Annotated in this window: 12 protein-coding genes; 11 read left to right on the forward strand and 1 reads right to left on the reverse strand. The window is 47.1% G+C overall.

The genetic code is table 11. From position 1 onward, the window contains the following. Window positions 1-8 precede the first annotated feature (8 nt). Window positions 9-608, reverse strand: coding sequence for a Crp/Fnr family transcriptional regulator (locus AC5JBY_RS00990; RefSeq protein ID WP_495902667.1), 600 nt, complete (start codon window positions 606-608; stop codon window positions 9-11). A gap of 213 nt (window positions 609-821) precedes the next feature. Here AC5JBY_RS00990 and AC5JBY_RS00995 point away from each other — a divergent pair, with 213 nt between their 5' ends. From AC5JBY_RS00995 to AC5JBY_RS01045, 11 genes are all read left to right on the forward strand, one after another. Continuing rightward, on the forward strand, window positions 822-2,057 hold the full coding sequence (locus AC5JBY_RS00995) for an isocitrate dehydrogenase (NADP(+)) (RefSeq protein WP_495902668.1): 1,236 nt from the start codon (window positions 822-824) through the stop codon (window positions 2,055-2,057). An 86-nt stretch (window positions 2,058-2,143) separates the two neighbouring features. After that, window positions 2,144-2,560 carry a hypothetical protein gene (locus tag AC5JBY_RS01000; RefSeq protein WP_495902669.1) on the forward strand — a complete coding sequence of 139 codons (417 nt, stop codon included), beginning with the start codon at window positions 2,144-2,146 and terminating at the stop codon, window positions 2,558-2,560. An 8-nt stretch (window positions 2,561-2,568) separates the two neighbouring features. Beyond that, window positions 2,569-3,276 carry a phytanoyl-CoA dioxygenase family protein gene (locus AC5JBY_RS01005; protein WP_495902670.1) on the forward strand — a complete coding sequence of 236 codons (708 nt, stop codon included), beginning with the start codon at window positions 2,569-2,571 and terminating at the stop codon, window positions 3,274-3,276. Window positions 3,277-3,393: 117 nt separating this feature from the next. Next, window positions 3,394-3,828: a DUF6841 family protein gene (locus AC5JBY_RS01010; RefSeq protein ID WP_495902671.1), complete on the forward strand. Its 435-nt coding sequence runs from the start codon at window positions 3,394-3,396 to the stop codon at window positions 3,826-3,828. Between the two features lie 84 nt (window positions 3,829-3,912). After that, window positions 3,913-4,185 carry an acylphosphatase gene (locus AC5JBY_RS01015; protein WP_495902672.1) on the forward strand — a complete coding sequence of 91 codons (273 nt, stop codon included), beginning with the start codon at window positions 3,913-3,915 and terminating at the stop codon, window positions 4,183-4,185. A gap of 75 nt (window positions 4,186-4,260) precedes the next feature. Beyond that, entirely contained in the window at window positions 4,261-5,013 is a 753-nt protein-coding gene (locus AC5JBY_RS01020; protein WP_495902673.1) for a 3-keto-disaccharide hydrolase, read from the forward strand. Between the two features lie 188 nt (window positions 5,014-5,201). After that, window positions 5,202-5,756, forward strand: a complete 555-nt coding sequence (locus tag AC5JBY_RS01025; protein WP_495902674.1) for an RNA polymerase sigma factor — start codon at window positions 5,202-5,204, stop codon at window positions 5,754-5,756. Between the two features lie 111 nt (window positions 5,757-5,867). Next, on the forward strand, window positions 5,868-7,061 hold the full coding sequence (locus AC5JBY_RS01030) for a FecR family protein (RefSeq protein WP_495902675.1): 1,194 nt from the start codon (window positions 5,868-5,870) through the stop codon (window positions 7,059-7,061). A gap of 258 nt (window positions 7,062-7,319) precedes the next feature. Continuing rightward, entirely contained in the window at window positions 7,320-10,796 is a 3,477-nt protein-coding gene (locus AC5JBY_RS01035; RefSeq protein WP_495902676.1) for a SusC/RagA family TonB-linked outer membrane protein, read from the forward strand. Window positions 10,797-10,807: 11 nt separating this feature from the next. Beyond that, window positions 10,808-12,319, forward strand: a complete 1,512-nt coding sequence (locus AC5JBY_RS01040) for a RagB/SusD family nutrient uptake outer membrane protein (RefSeq protein WP_495902677.1) — start codon at window positions 10,808-10,810, stop codon at window positions 12,317-12,319. A gap of 29 nt (window positions 12,320-12,348) precedes the next feature. Then, a complete protein-coding gene (locus tag AC5JBY_RS01045) occupies window positions 12,349-13,050 on the forward strand; it encodes a DUF4843 domain-containing protein (protein WP_495902678.1) in 702 nt (233 codons plus the stop codon). Window positions 13,051-13,062 lie beyond the last annotated feature (12 nt).

Raw genomic sequence — 13,062 nt, forward strand, 5'->3', positions numbered from 1 at the left:
GAGTGGGGTTAGTTTGCAGTAGAAGTCTCTGCAATCCTTTTAGATAAATGATGCTTTAACCGGCTAAAAGTTTCGGGTTTAATGTTCAGGTAGGAAGCGAGGTATTTCTGCGGTACGCGACGAAAAAGGTCTGTATTCTCCAGTACAAACCGTACAAAACGCTCTTTTGTATCATACCGGGTTTTATCCAGCTCCCAGTATTCTTTTTGCAGGAAGAGGTCAGTGATCAGTAAGCGGCCCAGGGTTTCCATTTTAGGATATTGCGTATATAAATTCTCCAGCTCTTTTTTATGCAGGGAGAGCAGGATGGATTGCTCGATAGTTTCAACAACGTAGGTAGAAGGCTGACCGGAAAAGAAAGATACCGACGAACAGATCAATTCCCCCTCCCTGGCCAGTTGAGTGATGACCTCCTGGCTGCCCTTATAGAAATACTTTCGCAGCAGCCCTTTGGAAATGAAATGCAGGTATTCCTCCGTCTGACCAGGCTCTATCAGGCGCACTTTTTTGTCATAAGAACGTACTTCCATTACCTTCGTAAGGACCGCCAGTTCTTCAGGAGTCAGAGTTAGGAATCGGCCGATATACTTTTCCAACATATTCAGCATACTTGCAAGTTAAACTTTATCATATATACTATAAACGGATGGCCGCCAAGTTGTACCTGTTTCCGGAAAAAATACGTGTAATTACGTAATGACTTTGGCCCGAATAACCATACTGCACCTACCTGCATGCCAGAATATGACACAAATGTGCTTTGTGTAATTTCAGCATTTGCTGTAGGTTTGCAACTCTTAAATAGCTTAAACATTCAGCACATGGCAAAAAAAATTAAAGTAGCAAATCCTGTGGTTGAACTGGATGGTGACGAAATGACACGCATCATCTGGAAGTTCATCAAAGATAAATTGATCCTGCCCTACATAGATGTTGATATTAAATACTATGACCTGGGCGTTGAATACCGCGATCAAACCAACGACCAGGTAACCATCGATGCAGCCAATGCCATCAAACAGTACGGCGTGGGTATCAAATGCGCTACCATTACTCCCGACGAGGCCCGTGTAAAAGAATTTAACCTGAAACAGATGTGGAAGAGCCCCAACGGCACCATTCGGAATATTCTGGACGGAACCGTTTTCCGCGAGCCCATCGTTATCAATAATATTCCCCGCCTGGTAACCAACTGGACTGCCCCCATCATTGTAGGCCGTCACGCTTTTGGCGACCAGTATCGCGCTACAGACACCGTTATCAAAGGTAAAGGCAAACTGACCATGACCTTTACCCCCGAAGGTGGTGGTGAACCCCAGACATTTGAGGTATACAACTTCAAAGGCGATGGTGTGGCCATGACCATGTACAATACAGACGAAAGCATCATCGGGTTTGCCCGCAGCTGCTTCAACATGGCCCTCAGCAAAAAATGGCCCCTGTACCTGAGCACCAAAAACACCATCCTCAAGAAATACGATGGCCGTTTCAAAGACATCTTTGAAGACATTTATCAAAGCGAGTTCAAGGCTAAGTTCGATGCAGCAGGTATCGTATACGAGCACCGCCTCATCGATGACATGGTGGCCAGCGCCCTGAAATGGAATGGTAACTTTGTATGGGCTTGTAAGAACTATGATGGCGACGTACAAAGTGACACCGTGGCGCAAGGTTTCGGCTCACTGGGTCTGATGACTTCCGTACTGATTACGCCTGATGGCAAGACCATGGAAGCAGAAGCTGCCCACGGTACCGTTACCCGTCACTACCGCGACCACCAGGCTGGTAAACCAACCAGCACCAATCCCATCGCTTCCATCTTCGCATGGACAAGAGGATTGGCCTTTCGTGGTAAACTGGACGGCAACCAGGAACTGATCGACTTCTGCAACGCTATCGAAGCAGTTTGTATCGAAACAGTAGAAAGCGGCAAGATGACAAAAGACCTCGCCGTTTGCGTTCATGGCAATAAAGTAAAACACGGAGAACACTTCCTCTACACAGAAGAGTTCCTCGAAGCCATCGACGAGAACCTGAAGAAGAAAGTAGGTATCTAAGAGTTATAAATATTGAGCATTCAATGATAGGCGTCCCGCGCAGCGGGACGCTTTTTTATTATATTTGAGAAACCACCCGGACCACTATGCTCAAACGGAAAATTCTAATACTGATCCCTTTACTGTTGATTCTTTATATACTCGTTGATACCTGGTTGCAGGCAATGGGAGTGATAGGTGAGCAATTCGCACCTGCTGTAAGACATTATCTGGCCCTTATCTTGTTTGTTCCATTGGTCTGGTATTTTTGGAAAGACATTAAACGTTGTATTGTTTATACCGGCATATACCTTGTGTTGACTACATTCCAATTAATTGCTATCACACCCTATACTGTCACTTCCAATTGGGTAGGAATTGCATCCCTTAAAATACCACTCCCTCCTACGAATGGATGGATGCTTCTTATTCTGCTACTTTACTCGATCCTTCATTTTGATGTATTGACCAATTACTACCTCGACTACAAAGAAGAAAAAGAGAAAAAGAAGACCCAACAGTAATTCATGTTATGAAAACATATCTTGAGCAATTGGAAAAAGAAGGTTATACTGTAATAAGTGATATTTTCAATCATCAGGAAGTTGAAAATATTATACAAGCTATCGAAGTAGCCGATCAAACCAATCCAACCTTTCGCAGAACAGCCGACCTGTTCGCCATCCGGCAGTTTCTTAAAGAAGTACCTACTGTATCATCATTTGTTTTAACGGAACGATTAAACACCCTGATACAATCTCTGTTCGGTGACGGCTACTTTGTCGTAAAGTCCATTTACTTCGACAAGCCCGAACAATCCAATTGGTTTGTGGCTTACCACCAGGACCTGACGATCTCTGTTGACAAGAAAACAGAAGCACCGGGCTTCGGGCCATGGACAGTGAAGCACAACCAGTTTGCAGTACAACCTCCATTGGAAATACTCGAACGCAACTTTACCATTCGCATTCACCTCGACGATACAGATAAAAACAATGGCGCTTTGAAAGTTGTGCCGGGCTCCCATGCAAAAGGTATTTACAGACCCGAAACAATCGACTGGGAAAAAGAAACCGAAACGGTTTGCGAAGTACCTAAAGGCGGTATCATGATTATGCGCCCCTTGTTGCTACATGCCTCTGGCCGCACTACTAACCAGGCAAGGCGAAGAGTCATACACATCGAGTTCAGCAATACCTCGCTGCCACATGGGTTGAATTGGTCAGAAGCACTCACCTGACAGACTTAACGTACCTGTTGCCAATTGTACCCAAACCAGTTGCATGGTCTATAAACCATTGATCCTGCAGATGGCAAAGAATTTGAGTTAGTGATACCATAGCCTAAAAAGAGATCTATGGAACAAAATATCTATCAATTCTTTGCCGCTTACGAAAAGCGCTTCAACGATTCGCTTCAGGGAGAAACAGATGTAGAAGCAACAGCCAATGCCTTCGCACCCTTCTTTGTAGAAGCCAGCCCCGCAGGTATACACGGCGGTAGCAACGACCAGGAGTTTCGGAAAAAGATATCACAAGGCATGGAGTTCTACCGGCAGATCGGCACTCATTCCATGGAGATAGAATCGCAGGACGTAACGCCGCTCGATGACCTGCACTACATGGTAAAGATCCATTGGAAAGCAACCTACAAGAACAAAGACAATACCGACCTCACTATAGATTTTGATGTCATATACTTCCTGCAACACCGTGAGGATGAGTTGAAAATATTTGCCTACATCACCGGCGACGAAGACAAAGTAATGCGTGAACACGGATTAATACAATAACAACGAGGGTGGGTCGTCCCGTACTTTAGTCGGGACGGCTCACCATCGTTGTGCCATTTTCTTGCATATTCGTACCTTTCTTGCATGTTTCAGACAGTATCGATCATCGTCACAGGTAAAGTACAAGGCGTGTTCTATCGCCAAAGTACCAAAGACAAAGCAGTAGAGTTGGGGCTTACCGGCATCGTTAAAAATCAATCCGACGGAAGCGTGTTCATACAGGCTTCTGGCCCATCCGGCCAGCTGAACCAGCTCATTGCCTGGTGCCATCAGGGACCTCCCCGCGCGGCAGTCACCAGCGTGCAGGTAGAGACCATCGAGCCCCGCGCCTTCATAGGATTTACCGTTCAACGCTGACAAACCTATCCTGTTTTTAACAACGGGTTTCATGACATTTCCCTATCTTGATCCCCTATTTTAAATATTTGTACCATGACCCAACGATTACTGTTGACTGCTTGCCTGGTTTCTATGGCTGCATTCGCACAAGCTCAACAACCGAATAGAAACGGTGGAGATCCGAAATTATCAGAGTATTACGATCCTGCTATCAGGGTGGTGGCGCCCGGTAAAACCGCGGCTGATGCACCTGCCGATGCAGTAGTGCTGTTCAATGGCACCGATGCCAGCGCCTGGGTAGGCAGAGATGGAGGCGCTATCAAATGGAAAGTAGAAAATGGCGCCATGACGGTGGTAGCCGGTACGGGTACCATCAAAACCAAAGAAGGATTTGGCGATTGCCAGTTGCACATTGAATGGAGAACACCTGCCGAAGTAAAAGGCGATGGACAGGGAAGAGGCAACAGCGGTATCTTCCTGATGGGCAAATACGAATTACAGGTATTGGATTCCTACAACAATAAAACCTATTCCAACGGACAGGCCGGTTCTATCTACAAAGAACTGCCTCCATTGGTAAATGCCAGCCGTGGACCCGGCGAATGGCAGACATACGATGTTATTTTCACAGCCCCTGTATTTTATGCCGACGGCACCGTGAAAACACAAGCCCGGATCACTGTGATCCACAATGGAGTGTTGGTACAAAACAACATGAGCATCTGGGGCAGCACCCAATACATCGGTATCGCCAACTATGAAAAACATGGCGATAAAGAACCCATCGTTCTGCAAGACCATGGCAATCCCGTGAGCTTCCGCAACATCTGGATCAGGCCGTTGTAACCTGCGTCACATAAGAACATAACAATATTATAGAGAAGGCATCATAAGATGCCTTTTTTTATGCGCTTGTTATCCTTAAGTATAATCGTACCACCAGTTCTCACTTTTTTAGTATAGTTTGCAAGTCAACATTCGAAAACGTACCACGGTTGTCGGGGGATTCCTTACATAACGAAAAAGAACTGATCATGCAGGTGGCTCAGGGTGATGAGGCTGCCTATAAAGTAATCTTCCGGCATTACTGGCCCCGCGTATATTCCGTAGCCCTCCTCTTTGCCAAAGCCCCTGAAATTGCAGAAGATGCCGCACAGGAAGTATTTGTGCAGATCTGGATCAAAAGAGCGCTGCTGACCGATGTAAAGGAATTTCATGCCTACCTCTTTACTTCTACCAAAAATCTAATCTTTAATAAGCTGAGGACCCGTGTATTTACCGGTGAGATAGATGAATACCTCCATGAATATTTTGCCGATTCCTTTGCCGATCCGGTGGCCAGGCTGGAATTGAAAGAAGCCAGCCATCTCATAGAAGCAGGCATCAACCAGCTTACTCCACAACAACAGAAAGTATTCCGCCTTAGCCGCTTTCAGGGATTGACTCATGCAGAAATAGCACAGGTCACCGGCCTTTCACAGCGAACAGTGAAAAACTATATGGTCAGCGCCATCCTTTCCCTGCGCGGTTATCTCGACAAGCATTCAGGTTCCATCCCGGTGTTCCTATGGATGCTGATGGTGTCTTGAAAAATTTTTTTTTAAAACACCAGGGTCCTGTCGAATCGTATTTGTGTCTTTATAGGTACAGACACTTTCAGGATACACATTAACCTTATCTTATTTATAAAATAGCATTACATGCCTTCATTCAATGACCTCTTACAGAAATACATCCGCGAGGAGCTGACGCAGGAAGAGCTTGACGCCTTCCTCGTGCTTGTGCGGGAGCCTACCAACCAGGCAGCTGTTAAAGAGGCTATTGCTGCCTATGCAGAGGCAGCAACCTATACAGACCTCTCCGGAGGCATGGATGCTGAACTACAGTTCAGGCGCGTGATGGAAAGAGCCAGAAAAGAAGTACCTGCAGTAGAGCCAGCACCCGTGCGCAGTATACCCGCGGTGCGCAGGTGGTGGTGGGTGGCTGCATCGGTCATTTTTATCCTGGCCGCAGGCGCCTACCTGTTCCTTAATAACCGGCCGGATAGCGCTGCTGTGGCTCAGCAGCCTGTTGATATCAAGCCCGGTACAGAGGGCGCTATCCTTACATTGGCAGATGGTACCAGGGTGGTGCTGGACAGTCTGGGTAATGGCACGGTGGCTTCGCAGAATGGTGCGCGCATAATATTGAATGATGGCCGGATTACCTACGACCCTACCGGCATCACCGATGGAGGCATCACCTATAATACGATGGCCACACCCAGAGGCCGCCAGTTTCAACTCGTGTTACCCGATGGAACAAAAGTGTGGCTCAATGCTGCCAGCTCTATCAAATACCCCACAGCCTTCAGGGAAGATGAACGCAGCGTGGAAATAACCGGTGAGGCCTACTTTGAAGTAGCTAAAAACAAAACACGACCATTCAGGGTCAACATCAACAACCAGGCTACAGTGGAAGTATTAGGCACACATTTCAACATCAATGCTTATAGCAACGGAACCAGTATACAAACAACTTTATTGGAAGGTAGTGTGAGGTTCGGACCAGTTAGCGGCCCTCATTCCTCAGCTATTCTAAGACCCGGAGAGCAAGGCCGGTTTCCCGTTTCCGGCGCCTCTTCCGGGATACGCATAGAATCCGCAGATATCGATAAAGTGATGGCCTGGAAAAACGGTTTCTTCAATTTCGACGGTTTGCCCATTACAGAAGTAATGAACATGCTGGAACGCTGGTACGATATAACTGTCGTATACGAAAAAGGTGTTCCGGATATTGAGTTCTTCGGTGAGATCAACAGGAATATGAACCTGTCAGACCTCATCGTGGCCCTTAAAGATGTGGGAGTTCACTTCAGGATTGAAGCAGGCCGTAAGCTCGTAGTGCTGCCATAATGAAATACAAGCCTTATTAGCTATGTCCTCATAAACGGATGAGCAAAGAAAAACCGTCACGCGGTCGAGGCGTAACGGTTTGTGCTTCGCGTCAACGAAGCGTCGTTGGCTCATTCAAAAACTCATGTAAGGGAATTTTTTCTTTAACCAAACTAATGCGAAAGTATGCAAAAAACTGCTTTTCGTAGCCAGGTGCGCTATGCCCCTCCCCCTTGTAGCTCTAATAGGCGCCGGCTATCAACCAAAACCCATCCTGGAATGAGACTTGTTTTCAGTTGGGTTCATTCCTCCGGTGGATCAAAACTAATGAAGGTGATGAAAGTAACTGCTTTTATTATGCTGGTATGCTGTCTTCATGCATCAGCCTGGACAGCCGCTCAAACAGTATCCATTTCCGGCAAAGACCTTTCACTCAGCAAGGTATTCAGCATGATCAAAAAACAAACCGGCTATGCCGTTTTTGGAAATGCCAGCCTGCTGAAAAAAGCCAACCATGTTTCTATCTCCGTATCCAACATGGCCCTTACCACTTTCCTGGATAGTGTGCTGAAGCGCCAGCCCATCAGCTACAGAATATTGGAGCGAACCATTATTCTTTCTCCAAAAGAACCCTCCGCAGGCGCAGTGATCATGCCTGGCAACAAAACGACCGATGATCCTACAGAAGAGGAAATGGTGCGACAGCTTATTACAGGCTATGTAGTAGCTGAGCGGGACTCTGTTCTCGAAGGCGTAAGCGTACGCGTTAAAGGTACCAGCATCGGCGTTTATACCGATGCAAAAGGTAAGTACACCCTCAATGCCGAAGCCAATCAAATACTCATCTTCTCGCATGTAAGCATGACCACCAGAGAGATCAGAGTAAGTGAATTACCGGCAAATGGCAAAGTCGTGCTGAAACTAAGAGATGCCACCCTCAGCGATATCGTGGTGACGGGTTACGGTAACATACGCAAAGAGAGCTTTACCGGTACCTACACACAGGTCACCAAAGCAGATATCCAGCGCGTATCACCCAACAACCTGGTGGCGGCTTTACAGACCTTCGATCCCTCCTTCCGCATTATGCAGAACATCAATATGGGTTCCAATCCCAACGTGATGCCCGAGTTCTATATCCGTGGCCAGTCTGGCTTTCCCGGTGTAAAAGAACTTGATCGTCTCGAGTCTGGTTCCGATGTATCACAGTTCTCCCTGAAGAACAACCCCAATACACCCATATTCATTATGGACGGGTTTGAGATCACTGTCGAGAAAATGTATGATATGGATATCAACCGCATCAACAACGTAACGATCCTCAAAGATGCGGCGGCTACAGCCATGTATGGTTCCAGAGCCTCCAACGGTGTGGTGATCATTGAAACCATTGCCCCCAAACCCGGCGAGTTTCGTGTTACCTACAATGGCAACTACTCCATCACCGCCCCCGATCTTTCCAGCTACAACATGATGAACGCGCAGGAAAAGCTCGATGTAGAAAATGCAGCCGGCATTTACCTGCCTACGATACCCCAGACCGATCCTTATTACAAAACTACCTTGGTGGAAAACCTGTGGTACCAGGAACAGAAGAAGAATGAGATCCGCAAAGGCGTAAACACATACTGGCTTTCTCAACCCCTGAGCACCATGTTCAACAGCCGGCACAACGTATACGTCGAAGGCGGTTCACAGGCAATGCGCGTAGGACTTGAATTGAAATACGATAAGCAGAACGGCGTCATGAAAGAATCGTTCCGCGACCGAATCTCTGCGGGCCTCACCCTCCAATACCAAACGAGGAACCTGCAATTCCGTAACCAGGTATACTATGATGAAGTGAAAGCCGATGAATCACCCTATGGAAAATTCAGCGACTATTCACGCCTGCAACCCTATTACCGTTTGCGCGATGAAACTACCGGAGAATACGTGAAAACGTTTCCCAACTACTTTGGACGTTCAGACCTGAACCCTTTATATGAATCTACCGTAGGTAACTTCAATCAGACCCGTTACAAAGAATTTACCGACAACTTTACCGCCAACTGGTACCTGACCAAATTTCTGTTCATACGCGGACAGTTGGCCATCGATTACAAAGATGCCAACACAGATGTGTTTACTTCCCCCACTTCGGCTATCTATTCACGGGGCAACCTGTTTAGCAAGGGCGATCTCTCCCAATCGAATACCAAAAGACTCGACTGGAATACGAACCTCTTCGCTTCGTACAACCGTAACATAGATGACAACAACATCAACGTTTCTCTGGGTATCAATGCTAATGCTACTAAGGAAGAATACATTACATCTGCCTATCGTGGCTTCCCGAGTGCATCTTTTCATTCCCCGTCCTATGCTTATGAGATCGTACGCAAGCCAACATTGAGCGATAACAAAAGAGCGCTCTTTGGCAGCTTTGCCACGGTAAACTACAGCTACAAGGATATCTATCTTTTTGACGGCTCTTTCCGGATGGATGGTTCTTCTGAGTTCGGTACCGATAAAAAATGGGCGCCCTTCTGGTCAGTAGGTACTGGTATCAACCTCCACAAGACACACTTCTTCAAGACCAACAACAATGTGGACATGTTCCGGATCACAGCCAACATCGGGCAGACCGGTAAATCCAATTTCTCCCCATTCATGGCCCGCAATACCTATGAGGTGATGCTCGACGACTGGTATCCTACCGGTATCGGCGCCAGCCTCGTTTACATGGGCAATAAGAACCTGACCTGGGAAAAGCAGGTGTCCTGGAATATTGGTACCATGATCTCCCTGTTGAAGCGGATCACGTTTGAGTTCAACTATTACAATAAGAGCACCTATGACCTGATCACCGATGTGTCCCTGCCATCTTCTGCTGGCTTTACCATTTATCGCGATAATATCGGCAAAGTGCTCAACAAAGGTTTTGAAATAAAGCTGACAGGTACGGCCATCAATACGCCCGACTTTAGCCTGACGCTCAATGCAAACATGGCTCATAACAAAAACAGCATTGTAGAAATAGCACAGTCGATGAAGCGGTACAACAGCCGCATCGATGAATACTATAAAGGATACCTCGGTACCAGTGATCCTGTTTTTGGGCTCATCTTCAACGACCTCAACGCCAAGTTTGCCAAACCCATCATGAAATATGAAGAAGGCAGCTCACTGACGACGATCTATGGCATGAAGTCGCTGGGCATCAACCCGGCTAACGGAAAAGAAGTATTTGAAAAAAGAGATGGCACCATCACCTACGACTGGGACCCTACCGAGCAGCAACCTATTGGTAATACGGAACCCTGGGCACAAGGCGCCTTTGGCATCAATGCCAGGTACAAGCGCTTTACACTCTATACCACCTTCCTGTACGAAGCAGGTGGCGAACAATACAACAACACGATGGTCAGCAATGTGGAGAACGTAAACCTCCAATATTACAATGCCGACAAACGTGTGATTAGTGACCGCTGGCAGAAACCTGGAGATAAAACGCCGCTGAAAGGGCTCCAGGACAGGTACCTCATCACCCGTCCTACTTCAAGGTTTATCCAGAAAAACAATTACATCTCCTTCAACTCACTTTCGTTGGGATATGAATTTGATCCTGCATTCCTGAAAAGGTTCAGGCTTAAATTCCTGCGCACTTCTTTGATGATGAACGATGTCGCGCTGTTCTCCACCGTCAAGCGGGAAATGGGATTGGATTATCCCTATGCCAGGACTTTCACCTTTATGATCAACGCATCCTTCTAAACTAACTTATTATGAGAACCATACGTTTTTGGATCATCATATGCCTTCCCCTGCTGTTGAACAGCTCCTGTAAAAAGTTCCTGGACGCGTCGTCCAGCAACCAGGTATTGCAGGAAAAAATGTTTGAGGACGGAGAAGGAGTACGCATAGCCGTTAATGGCATATACAAACTCATGTCAGGCACTGAGCTCTATGGTAAAAACCTTACCTGGGGTCTGGTGAGCGGACTGGGCAATAACTACGAGGTCAACTTTCTACCCTACGATATCAGGGATGCTTCACGTTACCTGTGGAGTGCGTCCGGTACCCAGCAACTTACCGAGCAGGTATGGAAGAGAGCCTACAATGTGCTGGCCAATTGCAACAACCTCATCCAGGAAGTAGAGAAGAAAGACACCAGCTTCTTTACCCAAAAAGCCAGTGAGAAGAACATGATCCTCGGAGAGATGTACGGCATCAGGGCGATGCTACACTTCGAATTGCTGCGCATATTCAGCCCTGCCCCGGTCACAGGATATGCCGGTGCTACCATTCCCTATGTGACCACCTACCCCGAGTACCAGCCGGTGCGGTTGAACATGCAGCAGATATTTGCCAGCATCACCACCGATATGCGCAAGGCACAGAACATGCTGGCCAATATCGATACCGTGCTGCTGAGAAATGTAATGCGTTCAAACACTGGCCGTATCAGGAATGCAGGTTCATGGGTGGATATTCCACAGGGTGATTTCTTCAATTACCGTGGTGAGCGCATGAACTACTTTGCTGCTACTTCCCTGCTGGCGCGTATTTACCTGTACAAAGGCGATTATGACAGCGCCAATATCAACTCAAGGATTGTATACGACTACCAGAAAAAGAACTGGTTCCGCTGGACCAGCAGTAGCTACCAGGGACAGATCACGGATGTCGATTACATACATACCAAGCGTCCGGATGAACTGCTCCTTTGTTTCTCCAACAACAAGAACTACGAGAACTGGATCACAGGTCTTGCTCCGGGCGGCGGCGAAGGCGGCCTCAACTTCCGGATGAATAACAACTACATGAACGAGCTGTTCAAAGCAGACCTCGATGATTTCCGGTTGGTAGGCTGGTACAATCGCTATAACGATCAGCGCTACCTCACCTGGTCAAGGCCGAAAGGAAATTCCTACGAAGCAGACCAGGTATTGCAGAACCAGGGGCCTTTACTGCCCGTACTCAGGTTTTCCGAAATGTACCATATACAGATCGAATGCCTGATAAAGCAGAATAAACTAACCGATGCGATAAACATGATGAATGACCTGCGCACTAACCGGGGAGCCAAAACAAAAATATCCAACAGCGCGTCGGGCGGTGACCTGATGGAGATACTCGTAAAAGACATAATCCGGGAAACACTTACCGAAGGGCAAGCCTTCTTTATGTTCAAGCGACTCAACAGGAACATTTTCAATGGTACTACCGATCGTGTCATGAAACCGGAAGATTGGTTTGCACCCCTCCCGCAGAGCGAAGTGGCCTACCAGCTATAGCGCCTTATCATCATTTTAAACAAACGGAAATGAAAAAGATACATTTTATCTATATACTGTTTTCCTTCCTCGTGATAGCAGCCTCCTGTAAAAAGGATGAGATCATGCTCTATGAAGGAGATAATTATATTCAGTTTACGAAAGGATATGAAGACTCATCCCTCTTCTCTTTCCTGTCGCTTACCCATAAGGACGAAGCCCTGACGCCAATGGTGGTAGAGTTGGTAGGCGACCCCCAGAATAGAGACAGGAGTTACAAGATAGCAGTAGTAAAAGAGTTGACCACTGCAGCCCCTGCCAACTATATCCTGCCGGAATCATTTACGTTCCGGGCCAACAAGGTCATCGATACAGCCTGGATCACTGTTAAGAAAACACCGGAGATCGCACTCAAGCCGGTAAAACTGGTGGTGAGGCTGGAAGCGTCCAATGACTTCAAGGTGGGACAAACCGATCATGCCGCCGCCATCCTGTACATCTCCAACATCATAGCCCGGCCCGACTGGTGGAACGGCAGTGTGGAAGGCAGGTTCATGGGCGATTATTCAGATAAAAAATACAAACTCTTCATCGAGGTTACAGGTCAGTCCGATCTTGACCCTGCCAACGAGGATCAGATACGGTACCATACCGTCGTGTTCAGAAACTACCTGTTGAAGGAAAAAGATGCCGGCAGAACAGTATATGAGGATAACGGCGAAGAAATGACCGTAGCCTACATAGGCGGTTAAGTACAATCACCC

The organism is Paraflavitalea sp., assembly GCF_059502485.1.